General features: G+C 43.1%; 22 protein-coding genes and 1 pseudogene. 11 read left to right on the forward strand and 12 right to left on the reverse strand.

What is annotated here, in order from left to right:
* The first annotated feature begins 73 nt into the window (after nucleotides 1-73).
* The 4 genes from PQR79_RS12215 (at nucleotide 74) to PQR79_RS12230 (ending at nucleotide 4,861) form a co-directional block, all read left to right on the forward strand.
* Nucleotides 74-2,281: a heparinase II/III domain-containing protein gene (locus tag PQR79_RS12215; protein WP_238102951.1), complete on the forward strand. Its 2,208-nt coding sequence runs from the start codon at nucleotides 74-76 to the stop codon at nucleotides 2,279-2,281.
* A 35-nt stretch (nucleotides 2,282-2,316) separates the two neighbouring features.
* The gene (locus PQR79_RS12220) at nucleotides 2,317-2,664 is read left to right on the forward strand and encodes a cupin domain-containing protein (protein ID WP_238102496.1); all 348 of its coding nucleotides are present in this window, start codon (nucleotides 2,317-2,319) and stop codon (nucleotides 2,662-2,664) included.
* The gene (locus tag PQR79_RS12225; protein ID WP_238102495.1) at nucleotides 2,661-3,947 is read left to right on the forward strand and encodes an MFS transporter; all 1,287 of its coding nucleotides are present in this window, start codon (nucleotides 2,661-2,663) and stop codon (nucleotides 3,945-3,947) included. The genes PQR79_RS12220 and PQR79_RS12225 overlap by 4 nt, the downstream gene beginning before the upstream one ends.
* A 140-nt stretch (nucleotides 3,948-4,087) precedes the next feature.
* Nucleotides 4,088-4,861, forward strand: coding sequence for a class I SAM-dependent methyltransferase (locus PQR79_RS12230; RefSeq protein WP_238102494.1), 774 nt, complete (start codon nucleotides 4,088-4,090; stop codon nucleotides 4,859-4,861).
* Here the strand turns inward: PQR79_RS12230 and PQR79_RS12235 are convergent.
* Both PQR79_RS12235 and PQR79_RS12240 read right to left on the reverse strand, forming a co-directional pair.
* Nucleotides 4,856-5,746, reverse strand: a complete 891-nt coding sequence (locus tag PQR79_RS12235) for a sterol desaturase family protein (RefSeq protein ID WP_238102493.1) — start codon at nucleotides 5,744-5,746, stop codon at nucleotides 4,856-4,858. The two genes, PQR79_RS12230 and PQR79_RS12235, sit on opposite strands and share 6 nt — an antisense overlap.
* Before the next feature lie 46 nt (nucleotides 5,747-5,792).
* Entirely contained in the window at nucleotides 5,793-6,818 is a 1,026-nt protein-coding gene (locus PQR79_RS12240; RefSeq protein WP_238102492.1) for a DUF2804 domain-containing protein, read from the reverse strand.
* A gap of 220 nt (nucleotides 6,819-7,038) precedes the next feature.
* Between PQR79_RS12240 and PQR79_RS12245 the strand changes: the two genes are divergently transcribed.
* From PQR79_RS12245 to PQR79_RS12260, 4 genes are all read left to right on the forward strand, one after another.
* Nucleotides 7,039-7,608 carry a YajG family lipoprotein gene (locus PQR79_RS12245; RefSeq protein WP_238102491.1) on the forward strand — a complete coding sequence of 190 codons (570 nt, stop codon included), beginning with the start codon at nucleotides 7,039-7,041 and terminating at the stop codon, nucleotides 7,606-7,608.
* A 61-nt stretch (nucleotides 7,609-7,669) separates the two neighbouring features.
* On the forward strand, nucleotides 7,670-8,254 hold the full coding sequence (locus tag PQR79_RS12250) for a peptidylprolyl isomerase (protein ID WP_238102490.1): 585 nt from the start codon (nucleotides 7,670-7,672) through the stop codon (nucleotides 8,252-8,254).
* A 270-nt stretch (nucleotides 8,255-8,524) separates the two neighbouring features.
* Nucleotides 8,525-8,851 carry a hypothetical protein gene (locus tag PQR79_RS12255; protein WP_238102489.1) on the forward strand — a complete coding sequence of 109 codons (327 nt, stop codon included), beginning with the start codon at nucleotides 8,525-8,527 and terminating at the stop codon, nucleotides 8,849-8,851.
* A 101-nt stretch (nucleotides 8,852-8,952) separates the two neighbouring features.
* Nucleotides 8,953-10,368, forward strand: coding sequence for an AmpG family muropeptide MFS transporter (locus PQR79_RS12260; protein WP_274408521.1), 1,416 nt, complete (start codon nucleotides 8,953-8,955; stop codon nucleotides 10,366-10,368).
* A gap of 120 nt (nucleotides 10,369-10,488) precedes the next feature.
* Here the strand turns inward: PQR79_RS12260 and PQR79_RS12265 are convergent, their stop codons facing one another.
* Nucleotides 10,489-10,974 (reverse strand): YajQ family cyclic di-GMP-binding protein, encoded by a 486-nt coding sequence (locus tag PQR79_RS12265; protein ID WP_238107274.1) that lies wholly within the window; start codon nucleotides 10,972-10,974, stop codon nucleotides 10,489-10,491.
* A gap of 358 nt (nucleotides 10,975-11,332) precedes the next feature.
* On the opposite strand from PQR79_RS12265, the gene PQR79_RS12270 reads away from it, so the two are divergent.
* Both PQR79_RS12270 and PQR79_RS12275 read left to right on the forward strand, forming a co-directional pair.
* Nucleotides 11,333-11,692, forward strand: a complete 360-nt coding sequence (locus PQR79_RS12270; RefSeq protein WP_238107273.1) for a VanZ family protein — start codon at nucleotides 11,333-11,335, stop codon at nucleotides 11,690-11,692.
* A 29-nt stretch (nucleotides 11,693-11,721) separates the two neighbouring features.
* Entirely contained in the window at nucleotides 11,722-12,714 is a 993-nt protein-coding gene (locus PQR79_RS12275) for a ketopantoate reductase family protein (protein ID WP_238107272.1), read from the forward strand.
* Here PQR79_RS12275 and PQR79_RS12280 read toward each other — a convergent pair.
* The 7 genes and pseudogenes from PQR79_RS12280 to PQR79_RS12310 all read right to left on the reverse strand — a co-directional run.
* On the reverse strand, nucleotides 12,711-13,583 hold the full coding sequence (locus tag PQR79_RS12280) for a DMT family transporter (RefSeq protein ID WP_238107271.1): 873 nt from the start codon (nucleotides 13,581-13,583) through the stop codon (nucleotides 12,711-12,713). The two genes, PQR79_RS12275 and PQR79_RS12280, sit on opposite strands and share 4 nt — an antisense overlap.
* Before the next feature lie 161 nt (nucleotides 13,584-13,744).
* Nucleotides 13,745-14,596, reverse strand: coding sequence for a 3-deoxy-8-phosphooctulonate synthase (kdsA, locus tag PQR79_RS12285; RefSeq protein ID WP_274408523.1), 852 nt, complete (start codon nucleotides 14,594-14,596; stop codon nucleotides 13,745-13,747).
* Nucleotides 14,597-14,613: 17 nt separating this feature from the next.
* Nucleotides 14,614-15,861 carry a DUF819 family protein gene (locus PQR79_RS12290; RefSeq protein ID WP_238107269.1) on the reverse strand — a complete coding sequence of 416 codons (1,248 nt, stop codon included), beginning with the start codon at nucleotides 15,859-15,861 and terminating at the stop codon, nucleotides 14,614-14,616.
* 120 nt (nucleotides 15,862-15,981) lie between these two features.
* The gene (locus tag PQR79_RS12295) at nucleotides 15,982-16,770 is read right to left on the reverse strand and encodes a transglutaminase family protein (protein ID WP_238107268.1); all 789 of its coding nucleotides are present in this window, start codon (nucleotides 16,768-16,770) and stop codon (nucleotides 15,982-15,984) included.
* 9 nt (nucleotides 16,771-16,779) lie between these two features.
* A complete protein-coding gene (locus tag PQR79_RS12300; protein WP_238107267.1) occupies nucleotides 16,780-17,175 on the reverse strand; it encodes a SirB2 family protein in 396 nt (131 codons plus the stop codon).
* A gap of 110 nt (nucleotides 17,176-17,285) precedes the next feature.
* Nucleotides 17,286-18,140, reverse strand: coding sequence for a peptide chain release factor N(5)-glutamine methyltransferase (prmC, locus tag PQR79_RS12305; protein ID WP_238107266.1), 855 nt, complete (start codon nucleotides 18,138-18,140; stop codon nucleotides 17,286-17,288).
* Nucleotides 18,141-18,149: 9 nt separating this feature from the next.
* A pseudogene (locus PQR79_RS12310) lies at nucleotides 18,150-18,749 on the reverse strand (peptide chain release factor-like protein); the annotation flags it as partial.
* A gap of 62 nt (nucleotides 18,750-18,811) precedes the next feature.
* Here PQR79_RS12310 and PQR79_RS12315 point away from each other — a divergent pair.
* Nucleotides 18,812-19,213, forward strand: a complete 402-nt coding sequence (locus PQR79_RS12315) for a hypothetical protein (protein ID WP_274408524.1) — start codon at nucleotides 18,812-18,814, stop codon at nucleotides 19,211-19,213.
* A gap of 447 nt (nucleotides 19,214-19,660) precedes the next feature.
* Here the strand turns inward: PQR79_RS12315 and PQR79_RS12320 are convergent, their stop codons facing one another.
* Entirely contained in the window at nucleotides 19,661-20,656 is a 996-nt protein-coding gene (locus PQR79_RS12320; protein ID WP_303648408.1) for a response regulator, read from the reverse strand.
* 14 nt (nucleotides 20,657-20,670) lie between these two features.
* Nucleotides 20,671-21,437: Hpt domain-containing protein (locus tag PQR79_RS12325; protein ID WP_274408525.1), on the reverse strand; the 767-nt coding region annotated here is incomplete at its 5' end.

Here is a 21,437-nt window from a genome sequence, read left to right on the forward strand (position 1 = left end):
ACTCGCTTTCAAACAACAATTAATACCCAAAAATAGTCGAAGGATGCATTATTTTGGCGCCGTATTACTCGCCATGATCCTCACTCTATTGAGTATCCATTTAACCGCCAATGCTGCAACACATCCCAATCTTGTGATTAATCAACAAGACGTCGCGGCCATGCAGCAGGCGATTACCGAGCCGGGCGCATTTCGACATGCATTTGAGGTGAAGCTTAAACAAGTTGATATCGGTCTTAGTCAACCTATTGAGGTGCCATTACCTCAAGATAGTGGTGGAGGTTATACCCACGAAAAACACAAAAGCAATTATCAGCAAATGTATGACACCGGCATTATTTATCAACTCACTGGCGAGAAAAAATATGCCGAATATGTAAAAAATATGCTGTTGCAATACGCCGCACTCTACCCCGAATTACCTGTACACCCCAAACGTAAAAACAGCAACGCGGGCAAACTGTTTTGGCAAGGCCTTAACGAAGCCGTTTGGTTAGTGCATACCATTCAGGCTTACGACTTTATTTACTCGGCGCTAACGCCCGCCGAGCGCAACACAATCGAAACAGGGGCAATTATCCCCGTTGCATTATTTTTGTCGGAGCAATCACCACATACCTTCAACAAAGTACATAACCATGGCACCTGGGCCACCGCAGCCGTGGGTATGACAGGATACGTACTTAACAAGCCCTTGTGGGTAGAACGTGCTTTATATGACCTTGACCTCGCTAAAAATGGCGGCTTTATGCGCCAGCTAGACGAGTTGTTTTCACCTGATGGTTATTACAACGAAGGGCCTTATTATCAACGCTATGCGTTAATGCCATTTGTTACGTTTGCCAAAGCCATTGAACAAAATGAACCACAACGCAAAATTTTTGAGTATCGAGACGGCATTCTGCTTAATGCGATAAATACCACAGTATCGTTGAGTTACAATAAATTACTGTTCCCATTAAACGACGCCATTAAAAGTAAAGGTATCGATACCGTCGAACTAGTCAATGGTGCTGCGATAGCATATGGCTTAAACGGCGACCCGCGTTTACTCGATATAGCCAAACAACAAAACACGATTTTACTCACCGGTGACGGCCTTAAAGTCGCACAAGGTTTAGACAAACAACAGCAACAACCTTTTGCCTTTAATTCTGGGTTATATCGGGATGGCAAACGAGGTGACGAAGGTGCACTCGTGGTTATGCGTAATGGCAAACCAACCGACCAAACCTTAGTCTACAAAGCCACGGCGCAAGGTTTAGGCCATGGCCATTTTGATAAACTCACTTGGCAGTTTTACGATCAAGGAAATGAAATCGTCTCCGATTATGGCGCAGCCCGATTTTTGAATATTGAAGCTAAGTCTGGCGGCGGGTATTTACCTGAAAACACCAGCTGGGCTAAGCAAACGATTGCCCACAATACGTTAGTGGTCGATGAAACAAGCCACTTTAATGGCAAAGTAAAGCAAGCCAATGAACATCACCCTACAATCCACTTTTACGAGCAGCAACAAAACTTAACCCTTGCTTCGGCCTCGATTGACAGCGCTTACGATGATGTTGCCTTTAAACGCACTTTTGCACTGATTAATATTCCACAACGCGAGGCTGTCATAACTGTCGACATACTCAAGGTTACTGCGAGCCAACCTCATCAATACGATCTGCCAGTGCATTATCAAGGGCAGTTGATAGACACCAACTTTGACCGTGAAGCATCGCTCACACAACTGTCAACTCTGGGCAGCGCTAATGGCTATCAACACTTATGGTTGTTAGCAACCGCTAACTTAGCCCAAGACAACCCTAACGATACACTCGCAAGAGTCACCTGGTTAAATGACAATGGTCGTTTTTATAGCCATAGCACGTTAGTCAGCACTAACGGCAAGCATCAACAAATGTTGTTTACTCAGTTAGGTGCAAACGACCCCAATATGAACTTACGCCAACAGCCGGCGTTTATTTATCGGGTGGAAGCCAGCAATCACACTTTTGTTAGCGTGCTTGAACCACATGGCGAATACAACCCAGCAAAAGAGTTCACTCTAGGCGCCACCAGCAACATAGCCGCCTTAACTCACCATCAACAAGCAGAGTTATCAGCTGTTCATATCCGCTTTACTGACGGTGAACAATATCTATTGGCAATAAACCATAGCGAGCAAGCATTAACCGAACAACCCCGAAGTGTCATCAACATTAATGGTGTGCAGTACCCGTTTAATGGCCGTGCCCAACTTTTAGGGCCGCTCAACACTGACTCATTTGATTAAGCAACATTTTAAAACAAAATTAGGAGCAACATACAATGAAACAGAATCAACATTTTGGCTTTGGCAATAAAACAGAAATTCAAGACATTGGCGGCGGGTTAAAGCGTCAAATGTTGGGTTATAACCACGAACTAATGGCAGTAAAAATCTGGTTTGATAAAGGCGCAGAAGGTTATGTACATGCTCATCGCCACTCGCAAGTCTCATATGTTGTTGAAGGTGAGTTTCATGTCAATGTTGACGGTGTGATTCAAATACTCCATGCCGGCGACAGCTTTTTTATTCCACCTCATGTTGAACATGGCGCGGTATGCCCAACCGGCGGAATTTTAATTGATACCTTTAGTCCGCCGCGTGAAGACTTTGTTGAGGACTTAGCATGAAAAACAGCCCGTTTAAACTAAACCATTTGCGTTGGCTTGTGGTCAGTTTGGTTGCCCTAGCCACCGTAATTAATTACATCGACCGCTCCGCCCTAGCCATTATGTGGCCGGGCATTGCCGAAGACCTAGGTTTAGACAAAAGTGATTATGCCAATATTATCACGGTGTTTATGATCTCTTACGCCATTGGCCAATCACTGTTTGGTAAAATATTTGATGCCATTGGTACACGCTTAGGCTTTTTACTGTCAATAGTAGTGTGGTCGGTGTCAATTGCATTACACGCCATCGCAGCAACAGCAATGTCATTTGCCGTTTTTAGAGCCATTCTTGGTATCGGTGAAGCCGGTAACTGGCCCGGTGCGACCAAAGCTAATGCTGAATGGTTCCCAATTAAAGAGCGTGCACTTGCCCAAGGTATTTTTAACTCTGGCGCCTCGCTAGGGTCTATTATTGCCCCGCCACTGATCGCTTTTTTATATGCATTTTTAGGCTGGCAAGCCACCTTTATCGTGATTGGTGCACTCGGTATTATCTGGATCATTCCATGGATGATCATTTACAAATCAGCACCTGATGCTCACCCATGGATCACTGAAACAGAACGCCAATATATTCTTAGCGGACAACAGTGTTCAACCGAAGAAAATCAAGCCAAAGAATACGTACCAACCACAGCGCAATTATTACGCCATCGTCAAACTTGGGGAGTGATTGCCGCACGTTTCTTTATCGACCCTATTTGGTGGTTATTTGTCGCTTGGCTACCATTGTATTTGAATGAAAAATTTGGGTTTGATGTCAAAGAAATTGGCGCATTTGCTTGGCTGCCCTATGTAGGCGCAGCAATAGGTGCATTGTTTGGCGGTTGGTTTAGCGGGCATTTATTAAGCCGAGGCTGGACAGTTAACAAAGCGCGTCGCAGTGCGATTGTATTAGGATGTCTAGTCATGTTGCCGGCACTGTTATTAACCTCGCAAGCTGCGACGCCTTGGTTAGCCATGGGGCTGATTGCCATTATTTTATTTGGTTTTCAAACCGCCATTGGTAACGTACAAACCTTACCGAGTGATTACTTTTCGGGGAAAACCGTCGGTACTTTAGCGGGTATTAGTGGCACATCGGCGGTGTTAAGTGTCATCATCACCATTCAATTAGTGCCAATGATGACTCAAGGCGGCGACTATACAGCCTTCTTTATTTTGGGTGCAGCACTTGTCCCCTTGGCATTAATATCGTTATGGCTAGGTGGAAAAATAGAACCGGTAAAACCTAAGTTATAATATCTACTTGATCGGTAAAAAAGCTTGCTAACCTTACCTTAGCAGGCTTTTTTTGTTTATATACCCATTAATTAGCATGCTTACAAGCAACCCAGTACTATGATGCTCAGTTGAGAAAAAACCAATAAGAAGAGACGAAAATGGACTACTTAGCAATCAATAAACACGCATGGGATCAACGCACTAAAATTCACCTAGACTCATCATTTTATAACTTACAGGCTTTTGTTGATGGCAAGTCATCTTTAAATCCCATTGAACTTGCACAAGTAGGCCATGTAAAAAATAAAAGCCTGTTGCACCTGCAATGTCACTTTGGTCAAGACAGCTTATCGTGGGCCAGGCTTGGCGCAAAAGTCACTGGGATAGACTTATCAACTGAGTCTATCGCCACTGCTCAGCAGCTAGCAAACCAGCTACAGCTCGATGCTAACTTTATCAACAGCGACATCTACCAGTTTGGGCAAGACAACACCATACAATATGACATTGTTTTTACCTCATATGGCGTACTTGCTTGGTTACCCGACTTAAGCCGCTGGGCACAAACCATTGCCGGCGCATTACGTCCTGGCGGTGAATTTCATTTAGTGGAGTTTCATCCGTTTAATGATGTGTTGTGTGGTTATGGATACTTTGCACAGACACAACCTGATATAGAAGATGAAGTGACCTACACCGAAAACCACAATAACCAAACCGAAACGGTCGCCACATGGCCGCATCCGATAAGCGAAGTGATTAATGCACTTACACAAGCAGGATTAACTATCGCATCATTAAACGAACACCCATACAGCCCTTACAATTGTTTTGAGGGGCTAGAATATATAAAAAATAAAGGGTATCGATTACAGCACAAAGGCCATAACATTCCATTAGTGTATTCGGTCAAAGCCATTAAAGTGTTATAACCTCTGTTGTGAATCTGACGCTGTCGATACCGGTTGGTGAGTCGCTGGCGGCGCAAACAATGTGTTAAAGCGCTGTGCCAGCGTTAACTCAGGTCGACTCACATCGCGCCACATGTCACGCCATTCGCTAAACGTTACCACCAAGGGATTAAAACTGTTCACCGGTTTTGTTATGCCGTATTGCACTGTTTCATTTTCTGGCTCAAACGTGCCAAACATTTTGTCCCAAATAATCAACACCCCGGCATAGTTTTTATCAATGTACTGTGGATTACGCCCATGGTGAACACGATGATGTGACGGCGTATTAAAAATCCACTCTAATGGGCCGAGCGACCTAATAGTTTGAGTATGAACAAAAAACTGTAATCCCAAGTTGAGCAATACCGCAAACACCACCCAGTTAGGGTCAAACCCAATGAGCACCAACGGGAGCCAAAAAAGCCACATTCCTGCCAGCGGGTACATCAAACTTTGTCTAAAAGCGGTACTGAAATTCATGCTTTCTGAGCTGTGATGCACCACATGGGCAGCCCACATCCAACGAATGCGGTGGCTTGCACGATGAAACCAGTAATAGCAAAAATCTTGTGCAATCAGTAATAAGCCAAATGTGAATAACGTCATGTCGATATCAAACCAGCGCCAACCAAAAAAATGCAGATAGATTTTAGCAATCAATAAGCCAGCAATAATGTCAGCCCCCTGATGCATTCCCGCCAACACAAAGTTGCACACTACTTCGGCTGGGTGATATTGAGCACTTGTTGGTAAACGCTTCGCACGCGCACCAAACCACCACTCCAAAACAATACAAATGAAAAACAGTGGTGCTAAGGCCAGCAATAGCCACTCTGGGTGGGTAATCAGTAAATCCATGTCCATATGATTTTCCATTTGTTATTGTGTGTTACAGCTAAACACTAGCTCATTACCATTTGGCAAAATGATCTTCTGTAAGCCCAAGCTGATTATGTAGACGATATTGATTGCCATTGTTGTCGCTTATTACACCGCTAAAAAAGCCAATGTATTGCCTAAAGTTATTCTTAAGCCAAAATAAGTTCAGTTTTTCACTGCGCTGATTAAGCGGCCTAAAATACAAATCAACTTGACCGTCGTTGGTAGTGATATGCCAAATATCTTGTTGTGAGTGTCGATTAAACTCAAACTGCGCGCTGCCCAATAAGTGCCGCTCACCGTTTATCCACATCACATTTTCAGTGCTACCAGTTTCATTGACTCCCGCGGCTAAATTAAGCCCAATAATCCCGGCATCGGTTTGGGCGTTAATCGATGCCCAGCGCCAACTCGTTTCGCGGCGCATAAAACCTGCTGAAAAATCATACCCTGCTAGCGCGTACTGTAAAGGTTGCGGTTCATGATTAATGGTTAATTGGCCACTGACGGACAAACCATTGTGCTTTTGCGTATAAGTCCAGCCATTATAACCGGTTGGAGTGCATAGGCTTATAGGCAAGCTTAGAGGCGCGGACTGCAAGCGTAAATTAGCCTGAATATGTGCTAAATGTATATCGACTTGCCATTGGCCATCTACAATATCGATAGTGACGCCTTTACGCTGACGACCTATTTGCGCCCGACCTTGTTTGGGCGACAGACTAACCTGACAGCCTAAACCTAACGGGGTGAGCCACTGGGTTTGAGTCAATTTATTGGTTTTTATTTCGTATAAATAACAAAAACCATTTGCGACATAACGAATATCTGCCACCGCAAACGCCACAATATAATGCGGTGTTACTATGCTCGCAAACTGGAATTGTTTATAGGCAAAATGCTTCGCAAGTGCGGATGCTTGCACGTCCATCTCATTGTAAAATTTAAACTGTTTAACGTTGAGTGAATCGACCATACCATCAAAAACACCAAACACGGGCTGCCCATCTGAATGTATTAATTGCGGTGGAGCTAACTGCGGTTGCACATGTTGCATTTGGAGTCCTGTGTTGTAGATCATCAACGAAATAGCCTCTAACCAAATTAAACTGTATTCGTTAGCGCTTCAAGTCAACTTTGAGACTCCCGCGCGTCCAACTGCGAAAAACGGCTTGAGTTGGTCCGTAACAGAATTGCATTAACGATGCGCTATTGCGCTGGAATGGTGAACAATTTCTGGTATCCTTTACTTACCTTTAGCTCAAAATAGTTACCACATGAAGTCATTTTTACCGATTTTACTATCATCACTATTACTCACGGCTTGTGCCAGTTATGAGCCGACTCACGTTGGTCTTAATCCAACGCTTGGTGCGATCAACTTGCAAACCGAATTAGACTTCCCTGTAAAAGTTGAAACCATTGATACAAGAGAAGCCAGCTTTGTAGTGAGGTTCAATGATCCTGATACAACGCCAAGATTGGTCAGTACAAGCGAACCAGTGCGCCAACAATTAGACAAATTATTTCGCGATGGGATGATTAGAGCGGGCTATATGGTTGACCCAGCGGCATCAACTTCAGTGCAATTTCAGCTTAATTATTTGCTTGCCGATGTCACAGATACCACCTTTAGCTTTGAGTCTAATACCAGACTAGTCATTAATGTACTGGCCAAAAATGCCCAGCAGCAACTGACAAAATCATATAACGCTAATGGTTACCTTAAAGGCCCGTTAAGCCCTGACTTTGCCACACTTGAGCTCGACATTAATCAATTAATCGACAAACTCACCACAGAAATTCTTAATGATGAAGAACTACATCAATTTATTCAGCGTAAATAAAAATTAGCCTCAATTAAGTGATATGCGGCATCTTTATGGTGCCGCCAAAAGGACTCTCATTATGTTCAAATGGCTCACCACCAGTTTATTACTGGTAACCAGTTTATCCGCTTTTGCCGCGGTTGATATTCAAAAAGACACCATTTACCCGCAAGTTGAGTTTGATACTTCAATGGGCAAAATTGTGGTCGAATTAGACCGTACTCGCGCACCATTAACCATTGATAACTTTTTAACTTACGTGGTGAAAGGTGAATACGACAACACGATCTTTCATCGGGTCATTGCTGAGTTTGTCGTCCAAGGCGGCGGATTAACCACCAAATTAGAAGAGCGACCTTCAATGGCGCCTGTTGTGAATGAATCAGGTAATGGTTTATCAAATACAATGGGCACCATTGCCATGGCACGAGATAACGACCCACATTCAGCAACCAGACAGTTTTTCTTTAATGTGGCTGACAATAAAAAATTAGACCCCTCTAAGCGGCGTTGGGGTTACACAGTGTTTGGTGAAGTCACCCAAGGCATGGATGTTCTTGAAGCGATATCACTCGTTGAAACCGGGCACAACAGCACCTTAAATTGGCCCGACGTGCCAGTAAAAACCGTGTTACTCAAAAAAGCCACCTTATTGCCACGCTAATCAGACCGCGCTTAATCATGATTATCGATTAAGCGCGTTATCGACCTGCATCACATATTCTGAATAACCCTCAACACCTAACAATTGATTTACATCAATTTTTTAACGTCCAAAAAAAATAAGCCACTAATTTAATTAGTAATTAAATATATTTTTAACAAAGATTAATTTTGTCATATTTTCTACAATGCTGAAATTTGCGTCTATACTCTAATTTTAGTCACTGTAATTGCTGTTTTTTCATGCATTCATTATCAAGGACATTCTTTCATGACAGCACATGATTTTATTGAAACTAAGGCACCGCAACTGGCTTATTACGGTAAAGCATTTTTAGACAATCAATTAGATTACAAAGAGATTCAATTATACATGTGGGATGTGCTTGAAGAATGGCAGTGCATTTCTACAAAACAACTCACAGAGCAGCTTAGCGATACCGAAAAAGTCTTTTGGCATTTACTCTATTGTTTTGATCATTGGTCTGACTGGGCCATTAAAGGTAATCAATACCTACGACAGCAGATACACGATTGCTGCGACTACATCAATATTGGTGGTAACATGCCGCAGCGTTGCGTTGGCATTAGACCATAATCAATATTTAATCCAAACTCGCTCAATTAACTGTGTGAATGGCTTGAACCTAAACCGCTGGCAACATAAGCTAGAGCTATTCTCCTTTATCCAGTTGTCTTATGTCGGTTTTCTTGACTCAAATCCGTGAAGCCCTATCGGTTTACAACAACAAACGTGTATTCATTTTACTCTTACTGGGGTTCTCTGCCGGCTTACCGCTTATGTTGGTGTTTTCAACATTAAGCTTTTGGCTACGCGAAGCAGGCGTTGATCGTGCTGCCATTGGGTATTTCAGTTGGATAGCACTGACCTACGCTTTTAAATGGGCATGGTCTCCCCTAGTCGACCGCATGTCACTGCCACTATTTACTCGTTTTTTTGGCCGCCGCCGCGGCTGGATGCTGTTTGCACAGCTGTGTTTAGTCGGCGCCATTTTAGGCATGTCCGTAAGTGACCCAGTCGTTAACCTTGAGCGTTTAGCCTTATGTGCTTTATTACTCGCATTCGCTTCTGCCACTCAAGATATTGTTATCGACGCCTTTAGGATTGAATCAGCACCCGAAAAAATGCAAGCCGCCCTTGCTGCGGCTTACCAAGTGGGTTACCGCAGCGCGATGATTATAGCGACCGCAGGCGCATTAACCATTGCAGCCTGGGTATCTCCAGGTAATGATGAATACAATTTACAAGCTTGGCAAACAGCTTATTTTGTGATGGCAGTATTAATGGGTGTCGGTATTCTTACCACTCTATTTAGCCAAGAACCTCAAGTTGACACTAAACATGCAGATGAAAAAGAGCGCCTATTACGTGCTGACTTTGCCGCTAAATACCCCGCAAAAATCGCCGGTACTTTAGCTTGGCTATACAGTGCCAGCGTCGTACCGTTTATCGACTTCTTTAAACGTTATGGTAAAAGTGCCATATTAATTTTACTGCTCATTTCTTGTTATCGCATTTCAGACATTGTGATGGGTATTATGGCCAACGTGTTTTACGTTGATATGGGTTTTAACAAAGAGGAAATCGCCTTTATTAGCAAAGTCTATGGCTTAATCATGACCTTGGTTGGCGCAGCCTTTGGTGGCGTATTATTGATGCGTTATGGCACCATGAAAATCCTATTCTTAGGCGCGTTGTTGGTGGCTATCACTAACTTATTATTTGCTTGGCAAGCCTACATTGGTTACAACGTACCTTTTTTAACCTTTGCCATTTCGGTCGATAACTTCAGTGCGGGTATTGCTACCGCTGCATTCATTGCCTATTTGTCCAGCTTGACCAGCAGTGGCTACAGCGCGACACAATATGCATTGTTGTCATCAATTATGCTGCTGTTCCCAAAGTTTATTGCCGGGTTCTCTGGCTTGTACGTGGATGCATTTGGTTATATCAACTTCTTTGTTGCTGCAAGTTTGATAGGGTTCCCTGTATTGCTGTTAGTGGTATTAGTCAATCGTTCGCAAAAAGCTTTAGTGGTGGCCAATAAGGCAACGACAGAGCGCGCAATGGATGCGGGAAAGTCACCACTGTAAAAATAAAAAAGTCCTACACCGCAAGATGTTCAGTAACCTAAAATACAAAAAACCGACAAGGTTTTCCCCTATCGGTTTTTTATTTCGGCGTTTAACGCTAAGGCTGAGTCGCGTTAAAAATTAGTCTTTAAAGTTATCAAACTGAAAAGGCTGACCTAACTCTGACTCTTTAGCCAATCGCATTACCGCTTGTAAATCATCACGCTTCTTACCGGTGACTCGCACTTTGTCGCCTTGAATGGCTGACTGCACTTTAAGTTTGCTGTCTTTAATTGCTTTAACCAGCTTTTTGGCCACTAAGGCATCAATACCTTGCTTAAAGCTCACTCTTAAACTGAAGGTTTTACCACTGTGTACCGCTTTGTCGTCGACTTCCATTGCTGATGGGTCGACATTGCGTTTAGTCAACTGCATGCGCAATATGTCGACTAATTGCTTACAAATAAAGTCATCTTCCGCTTTTAAAGTGACAACATTATCTTTCAAGTCAATTTCAATGTCTTTACCACGTAAATCAAATCGGCTCGACACTTCGCGACGAGAATTCTCTACCGCATTACGTAGTTCTTCTTCATTGATTTCTGACACGATATCCATAGATGGCATGTTGATTCCTCTTTGGTACTTCTACGGGCTTTTCACCCTAATAATGGCAATTAAGATGTATTTTACACTAGGTCAGTAGTACGGGATAGTAAAGCGCAAAACGATTGAGTTTTCGCTCTAAAACTGTGACAAATATTTACTTGATTAACAAAAAATAACTAAGGGGGTATTTTTACCATATAAGCCCCACTAAAGCCCATTAACATTGAGGGTAGACGGAGTGGTAGAGTCATTCAATCGGCTGATAAAGCCGAATTCGCGACAATATTGGCATCACCTCGCGGTTTATTCGTGACAATATCAAACAGGTTTCTTATTATTAAGCATATTCTCGTTTCACAAGGCTGATGTAACGCTCGTGATCACTTATAAAAATATGTTTAAACTTGCGTTAGTTGTCGCCGTGATTGTGACAAGCTATTTAGTTTTCTCTAAACCGAATTACCCACAAACGTTTTCTCATATGGATAAAGTCGGCCATTTAGGTAGCTTTTTTGCCTTATCTTATCTGGCTCATTATGCCTTTAAGCCTAAATGGTTTTATTTGTGTGCAGCCCTGGGCGGTTATGCCATTTTGATAGAATTAGTTCAGTCGCGTTTGCCATACCGAAGTGCTTCAACTGCCGATGTCGTCGCTGATTTTGCAGGTATTGGCTTATTTTACTTAATGCACTTCTCTATTTTACAGTACCGAAAAATAACCGCTAAGCGCCCTTAAACGTCACATTAACCACAAAGGTCAGCCCAATGGTAGTCACATCAAAACCGCACCCTACTCAGGCTAACATTGCCATTTTAGGCGCAGGGGCTATTGGCCAATTGATGTTTCATAAACTGGGCTTAACGGGGCAAGCGACTGAGGCAGAGCCCATTCGTGACGTGGTATTGATTGGTCGCCAGCCGCACACTCAACAGCACACATTGCAATTTACAGATTCTAATGGCCAAACTCACCACACCACGGCAACAATCCTTAACAGGAATGATGCCCAACTCGAAAATATCAATTTATTGCTAGTGTGCGTTAAAGCTTATCAAGTTGAACACGCCCTACAGCCTTTACTGAGCAAATTGGCGCAACATTGTCATATCGTGTTACTACATAATGGATTAGGGCCGCACTTAGCGGTGTCTGCAGCCCTAAAACATTTCCCAGACCTGGGTTTATCACTAGGCACAACGTCACAAGCGGCTTTAAAAATAAGTCAGTGGCACATTAAACACACAGGGGTTGGTGTTACCCAGCTGGGACATTATTGCGGCACGCCATTATCTGCTGAGCTCAAGCACAGGCTCCAGGCATTACACCGAGACAACCAACCGCTTGAGTGGCATCAGCCTGTGTTGCCTATTTTGTGGCAAAAGTTGGCGATAAACGCGGCCATCAATCCATTAAGTGCATTGAATCAATGTGCTAATGGCCAGTTAGCGGCTGAAGAATATCAACCACAGATTACCGCAATTATTGATGAGTTAGTCAATGTGGCAAAATGTGATGGCATTGAGCTAGCCCCTGCGCAGTTATTAAACCGGGTAAAGCAAGTCATCGCGCTCACCTCAGCTAACTTTTCATCCATGTATCAGGACGTGGCCCATCATCGCGCCACAGAAATCGATTACATTAATGGTTATATTTGCCAACAAGCAAAACGTTATAATCTTGCAACGCCCACTAACCAATCTCTTGTGACTAAGATCGCTACGCTAAGTCAACAAGACAAAGCTTCACAACCCACTTAACTCCACATCACCAAAATCGCGGCAATGGCAATCAGCACTAAACCAGCCACGTCATTGATTTTGACTTTATCTTTAAGCCACAGAGCGGCAATCATTAACGTAAAAAAGACTTCGATTTGGCCAAGGGTTTTGACATAAGGCACAGCCTGTAATGACATTGCGCTAAACCAACCAATGGAGCCAATACAACTGGCGACACTGATTGCGACGGTGAGCTTTGGACGTTGCCATAATGCGCTTAAAGTGGATTTGTCTTTTGCGACTAAGTAAGCAATCAGCACGATGGTTTGAATACTAATAACCCACAACAATACCCATGCGGCGCGGTGAGTAAACGGCCCTTGCAAAGTTAAACTGGCTTCTCTTACCCACAGGGATGTTAACGCAAACGCACTGCCGCAGGTTAAACCTAACATGACAGTTTTGACAGAAAGCTGTTTAAATCCTTGTTTACTACTAAGCAACATGACAGCCAAACCGCCAACCACAACGCCTATCCAACCAAGTAATGATAATTGAGTACCAAAGAAAAACACCCCAAGGATTGCAGCGACTAAGGCTTCACTTTTTGCCAACCCAGCACCAATGGCAAAGTTTTGCATTTTAAACAGCTTTACCATTAAGCCCGTCGCCAATATTTGCATTGAAGAAGCCCCAATAACAAATCCCCAAAAGTCAGCGCTAAATTGCGGTAATGCAGCGGGTTGATATTGATGCAGACTAAACAGGTACAAGGCGGCAATCGGCCCCGCCCAAATAAATCGCGCCAAAGTCACACCTGCAACCTTGACCTCTTTACTGAGTTGACTTTGAAAGGCGTTACGCCATGCCTGCATAAATGCCGCAAGAAAAGTAAATAAGATCCACATCGTTAAATCCAGAAAGACAAAAGCCCTAACTTTGTAAAAAGTCAGGGCTTATACAAGGGTAATTAGATTACTGTTTACGGTGAATAAAAGACACTCAAAATGTGTCAAATTGATTAAAAATCAACTTACTTACCTTGATTCAGAAGCTAAAAACACCATGCTTATTTACTGGTATCAATAAACTCAAATGATTTAACCAGTTCATCAACGGCTTTCATCTGGGTAAGATATTTTTCTAACAAATGCAGTGGCAATGCACATGGGCCGTCACATTTAGCATTATCAGGATCGGGATGCGCTTCAATAAACAACCCCGCTAAACCTAATGCCATACCACTGCGAGCAAGTTCAGTCGCTTGAGCACGACGGCCACCAGCAGAATCAGCTCGCCCACCAGGGCGTTGTAGTGCGTGAGTTGCATCAAAGATGMCCGGATAACCCGTTTGCTTCATTTCGTCCATGCCTAACATGTCTACTACGAGGTTGTTATAGCCAAAGCTGCTGCCTCGTTCACATAAAATAATGTTGTCGTTACCAGCTTCATTAAATTTAGTGATGATATGACGCATTTCATGCGGCGCTAAAAACTGTGGTTTTTTCACGTTGATCACCGCACCTGTTTTAGCCATAGCCACCACCAAATCGGTTTGGCGGGCTAAAAAGGCTGGCAGCTGAATAATATCAACCACTTCAGCAACTGGCGCACATTGATGTGTTTCGTGCACGTCAGTGATTAATGGCACATTGAAGGTTGATTTAATCTCTTCAAAAATACGCAAGCCTTCTTCCATACCTGGACCACGGTAAGAATTGACCGAAGAGCGATTCGCTTTATCAAACGATGCTTTAAACACATAGGGAATACCCAGTTTTTGGGTCACTTCAACATAGTGCTCAGCAATTGACATGGCTAAGTCACGAGACTCAAGTACGTTCATGCCACCAAACAAAACAAACGGCTTATCATTGGCCACTTGAATGTCATTAGCTAACTGAATAATTTTTTGATCCATTTGATCCTCTTTGCGCATTAACCTGCGACAACTTGTAAAAACTGACCACATAGCCAAGCCATGTAGGTACCTAATGCATAACCAAATACAGCTAATAGCACACCAACTGGTGCTAATGCTGGGTGGAATGCCGCCGCCACAACAGGGGCCGAAGCAGCACCACCAACGTTAGCTTGGCTCCCCACCGCCATATAAAACAATGGCGCTTTAATCAGTTTAGCCACTAATAGCATTAGCCCTGCATGGACTATCATCCACACAATACCGACGAGGAAGTAAATCGGCGTATCCATAATTTTAGACACGTCCATATGCAAGCCAATCGTGGCGACTAAAATGTATAAAAATGCCGACGCTATTTTAGACGCACCCGCCGCTTCTACATGGCGAACCGGACTAAATGACAACCCTAAACCTACGGTGGTCACAATCACCACCAACCAGAAAAACTTAGACGTTAAACTGTAATCTTCTGTCCATGGGTAATTGGCTTCAAAAAATGGTCCTAGGAAATCAGCTGCAAAATGGGCAAAACCAGTCACACCAAAACCAATGGCAACAATCATCATAATGTCGCGCAATGAAGGAATGCGTGAGTTTTCGGCGTGGTATTTTTCTACTTTTTGTTTTAACGCTTCAATTGCTGTGGTGTCGGCACCGGTTTTGGCATCAATCTCTTTTGCTTTTGATGCCATAAACAGCAATACCGCCATCCAAATATTGGCCACAATCACATCAACAGTCACCATGACCGAGAAAATCTCACCGCCCACTTCATAAATCTCTTTCATTGCCGCTTGGTTTGCACCGCCGCCAATCCAGCTACCGGCAAGCGTAGTCATTCCACGCCACACGGCGTCTGGACCATTATTGCCAATTAAGCTTGGTTCAATCATCGACACTAACAACAAGGCAATTGGGCCACCAATAACAATCCCTAAGGTACCGGTTAAAAACATAATCACCGCTTTAGGTCCGAGCCCTAAAATGGCTTTTAAGTCGACACTTAAAATCAGTAATACCAAACATGCTGGGAGTAAATAACGCGAGGCGACAAAATATAATTGCGATGCATGGCCATCAACCACACCAAAAGTATTCAGCAGAGAGGGTAAAAAATAACACAGTAATAAAGCAGGAATAAATTTGTAGAATTTTTGCCAAAATGGGTGCGGCGAAGAGCTAGTGTAAAATACAAACCCTAAAATAACAGCGAGTAAACCCAGTGCGGTGGCATCATTGCTCACCATAGCTGACGTGGTCATGCAGTATTCTCCCTTGCAAGTGCAATATTTATAATAGTTATAGTGGTGCTTATTTAACTGGCTTTGACAGCCTATTTTTGTTTTTACGCTGCGTTAACTCGTAAAGCAGCGTTCATTAATTTAATGATAAACTTCTGTATGTTGACTCAGTTCCTTTAACTGAATCTTAACCAGTTCAATTACAGGATCATGTGGGCTTAAATCAATAAAATGCTGTAAGTCAGACATGGCCACTTTAATGCAACCGAGTTGCTGAGCAATAAATGCCCGTTCGCGATTGAGGTGTACATCATCTGGGTGCCATTGCAGTAATAAATTACAACACTCCATTGCCGACTCAAATTTTTGGTTAACAATGCAACCCGCTTTAAGTTCGTGCAGCATACGGCTGATCAGGCGCTTTAAGGTGGCAGGTTTTAAGTGGCTTGGCTTTAACTTTGCCGCATTACCCAATTCGCCACGAACCAATGCATGCAACTGATGGCGGTTAAGTTCTTTACCTGTTAACGGGTCGTAATATTTAACCACGTCGTTAATTTGGCTTTTTAACACTGTATTGCCAGGAAGCAGGATTGCTTCAAGCGTTAGGTCGAGCTGTTTTGCTAATAAAATGAGCAAGATTGACAACGTAGTACTGTTACCCTGACGCTTTAATACGCAGTAGCTTAAGTCGGCGGCTTCTACACTAAAATAATTGTCGCGCGCGCAAAAACCAAGGTCATTGTAAAACCAGTTAAACATGCCTGTTAAACGTGCATGTTGATCAACAACATAGTGACTCAGTACCGCCCCAGCCATTTCATACCAAGCCCACATCGCAGGTTTAGTTGATGAAAAACCAAGGTGCTCAGAAAGTTCAAATGCAGTTTCAGGGAGTGAAACTGCATCATTAAGAAGATATTTTGCCATTAAACCCAATTAACCCATTAATACGACTTGTTTAAAATGAGCCAGCTTGGCCGCGAGCACTACCCATCCGATTGCACCGATAAAGGCAAAAAACTTAAACAGCTTATTTCGGTTAGATTTGAGTGCCATAATCCCTAATGCAATGTAAGCCACCACACAGATGATTTTTTCAGTCATCCACGGGTCAACAAACGGATACTGCTTGATCATAAAGCAAAGCGTGAAGCCTGACAGTAGTAAAAAAGTATCAATAACGTGAGGCGCTACTTTAACAAACTTTTTCTCCATAATCGGAGACTGACGTAAATGCAGCACAAAACGCACAATAAAAAATGTCACACTTAACGCGACGAACAACATGTGAGTGTGTTTTAACGCTGGATATAAACTGTAAAAGGTTTCCATTACTAAGTCTCGTAAAATAAAAGTGTTAGTTTACTCGAACAGCGCAACACATACCAATATTGTGGTTTGGGTTATTGTTCGGCAGATTTAGGGATTAACTTGTTGAATTATCAACCAACCCATTGTCCCAAGGTGCAGCGGTCATTGCTGCCAAAATCGCGCACGGTTGCTACGTTTTGATAACCTAGTTCAATAAGTTTTTCACGCACCTTGATTGCTTGTTCATAACCATGTTCAAGCAACAAGTACCCTCCGGTTAATAAATGTGTACGCGCTTGGTCTGCGATATGAAACAAATCAGCATAACCTTCATTGGCCGCAGTTAACGCGCTTTGCGGCTCAAAGCGAACGTCACCCATGCTCAAATGCTCATCGGTTTCATCTATATAAGGTGGATTTGACACAATTAAATCAAAATCACGATGCTCAACAGCAGAAAACCAATCTGATTGAATAATCTCGACATCAGGTAGATTTAAATTATTACGGTTTGCTTTAGCAAGCTCGACAGCGCCTGGCACATTGTCAATGGCGGTAATGCGCCATTTAGGGCGCTCTGAAGCTAATGACAACGCAATAGCCCCGGTGCCAGTCCCTAAATCTAATACTTTTGCATTGTGGCGCACGCTTAAATTGAGTGCGGTCTCCACTAAAATTTCAGTATCTGGCCTTGGGATCAAGGTTGAGTCATTGACAATAAATGGTAATGACCAGAACTCTCGCTCACCAATAATATGCGCAACAGGTGAGCCTGCTTGGCGTTTAGCCACCATTTGGCTAAACGCTTTAAACTGCTCGCTGGTGAGCTGTCTTTCTGGCCAGGTATATAAAAAGCTGCGATTTTTATTCAAACAATGCAATAACAGCGCCTCTGCATCGATATGTGCAGATTCAGAGGTGGCTGCCAGCTGTGAATAGGCCCATTGCAGGGCTTCAGCGATAGTTGAATACGAAGACTGAGGCAAGGTTACTCCTTATTCGTCAGCTAATGCAGCGAGCATGTCGGCTTGATGTTCTTGCATGATAGGGTCAAGCAAGGCATCGAGATCACCTTCCATCACTTCATTTAAGCGATATAAGGTTAAATTGATACGGTGATCGCTTACGCGCCCTTGTGGATAGTTGTACGTTCTGATGCGCTCAGAACGATCACCACTGGCAACCAGGCTTCGACGAGTCGTTTCTTCAGCACTACGACGTTTTTCATCTTCAACGGCTTGAATACGCGCAGCTAACACGCTCATCGCTTGGGCACGGTTTTTATGCTGTGAACGCTGATCCTGACACTCAACAATAATCCCAGAAGGAATATGAGTAATACGGATGGCAGAATCGGTTTTGTTAACGTGCTGGCCACCCGCGCCTGACGCACGGAAAGTATCAACTTTAAGGTCTGCAGGGTTAATTGAAATCGCTTCAGCTTCTGGTACTTCGTGTAGCACGACTACAGTACATGCAGAGGTATGCACACGACCTTGAGACTCGGTTTCAGGCACACGTTGTACTCGGTGTCCGCCTGACTCAAACTTTAATTTACCGTAAGCACCTTCGCCACTCACTTTAACAATAATCTCTATCTAGCCGTATCATGGCGTCGCTTACTATTGGTGTCTGCTTAGGTTCAATGGTGGCCGTTGTGATAACGTTATTAATCAGCAAATGGTTATATCTAGTTGGGTCAGAGGTTAACACTCATTACCTTTGGTGTTATTACGTCTGTTTTATTAGTGCCTTTATATACAGTTTTATTCGAGGAGCGGCTAAAAGTGCGATTGATTTACAATTTATATTATTTGTAACGTGTTTATTGATCCCGTTAACTTCGGTTGTAGCTTTATTGTTTCCGAGTATAGGATTAATACAACCTATAATATTTTCAAGTTTGGCGATTGAGGGGATAGCATTGTTATTTTCAGCTGTGTTCTTTTATTGTTTTCTTAAAACTAAAAAAAGAGCATATCAAGGTGAAAGAAATAGCATATGGGCCTTGCCAAACCCAGAGACACCAGTGGATTCTATAATGTTAAACAAAGCATAAATCGTGGCAATTGTTAAGCCCATGAACTTGTATACCTAATCCACTCATTATCAGGCTGCTCTGTGCCTTATAGGCAAGTAATAGGATTGTAGGCGAAGAAACCTGTCATGTAGGAGACGCTCTGACAGTCCATTTCTTTGTCGCGGAATAACCATTGTGTCAACAATGCGCCTCAAACTGAACTGTCTGAGTGTCTCTGATTGGTCACATAATAAATGAAAATGGAATTTATTAGACACTTACACTCAATTAACCTTAAGATGCTCGATTCAAGCAAGAATTTACACGTGTTTAGGCAAGAAATTGATTTCGGGTAATACTTAACCCTTTCCAAAAATCAGTTAAATGAGCAAGAGCCACAGCTTAATCGCGTGTAAAACTTGCCCTTTGTGGCACTGTGTTTCCATTAGTTGATGCGTTAACTTATAAGGTATCGACATGACCTTATTAATCTTGCCAGCGTTGTTTAATGTACAGAATACTGGGCAGACATTGTTGCATTAACACCACTAAATCTGGGTCAAAGTGAATACCGCTTTGGCTTTCAATAAAGTCCATGGCTTGCTCGACGGTCCAGGCTTCCTTGTAAGGGCGTTTACTGGTGAGCGCGTCAAATACGTCGGCAATGGCCACAATGCGACCTTCTATAGGAATTTCTTTACCTTTTAAGCCTTTAGGATATCCGCTTCCATCGAACTTTTCGTGGTGGGTGAGGGACACCACTTTAGCCAATGCGATTAAATCGGAATCAGAATCACCGAGAATTTCTGCACCAATTTCAGGATGAGTCTTCATGATGGTAAATTCTTCGTCGGTCAATTTACCTGGCTTAAGCATAATACTGTCTGGAATGCCGATTTTACCTATGTCGTGCATAGGCGCTGCGTGGAGTAAATTGTCTGCGGCAAAATCAGATAAACCATAGGCAAGAGCAATGATTTTTGAATAATGGCTCATGCGCATAATGTGCATGCCTGTTTCATTGTCTTTGTACTCTGATGCACGGCCTAAGCGTTGAATGACTTGTAAACGAGTACGGCGTAAATCGTCTGCCTGCACCAGTGATAGGTGTGTTCGCACTCGCGCTTTAACGATTGCAGGTGACACTGGCTTGGTGATGTAATCAACTGCACCCACCTCAAATCCCTTGGCCTCATCTACTTCATCATTCAGTGCGGTGACAAAAATAACCGGTACGGCTTTGCTAAGCATGTCTGCTTTGAGTTGTTCGCAAACTTCAAACCCCGTCATGCCTGGCATCATGACATCTAGCAAAATTAGGTTTGGAAGTTCACGTTGCACTAAGCGCAATGCTTCTTCACCACTTTTAGCAAAAATGAGGCGGTATTGTTCCTCGAGCATTTTTTTTAGTACTCTAAGGTTTGCTGGCTCGTCGTCCACAATCAGGATGGTTTGTTTACTGTCTTGTCGGTTAAATATCATCTGCTCAATTCTTGTTACTGTGCATTAATGTGCGCGTCGAGATTATCGAGTTCAATTAATGCTTGTTCAAATTCAAAATCGTCTAAGGCGTGCTGTATTGATATACATTTAAGGCGATACGCAGAAGGCGTACTTGCCATCAATGAGTTGAGATCGGCCTCATTGTATTCGTTATCTTTAGCTGCAAGGCGTATTCGATTGATAATCTGTTTCAACTTAATGGGGTTGAAGCAGATTTCTTGTTGCGCTTTATCGATGTTTTCAGGGACTATCTGTTGTTGCTGAACATAGTCATTTACCTTGCTCAATGCGTGTTCAATATTGGGTAAGATTGCCAGTAAGTCTTTTGCAGACTTTATCATCGCGATCCGTTCAGCATCGGTGAGTAAGCGGGTTAATTGCGGCAGTGCTAAATTACCGGCTAAACCTTTTAATCCGTGGATCTGTGCCTGTATTGCTCGCCAGTTATCTTCAGCAATTAACTGTGTTAACTCGGTAATACAATGCTGTTGTTTGACGTTAAAGCCGCTGATCTCTTTCACTAGTGTGGCTTTGTCGCCCCACAAGCTCATGCCTTTTTGCTCGTTAACCACTTGTGTGGGTTCTGCAGTTATTGCCGTTGATTCAGGTATGTTTATATTGGTATCAAGCTTTAATACTTGCGCTATTTCATTATTTAACAAGGCTATATCAATGGGTTTATTGGCAAAGCCGTCCATGCCGGCATCTATAGCCGCAAGCCTATCTTCAGGCAGTACGCTCGCCGTTAATGCAATAATGG

It is taken from the genome of Shewanella metallivivens (assembly GCF_028750675.1).
Taxonomy (GTDB): domain Bacteria; phylum Pseudomonadota; class Gammaproteobacteria; order Enterobacterales; family Shewanellaceae; genus Shewanella; species Shewanella metallivivens.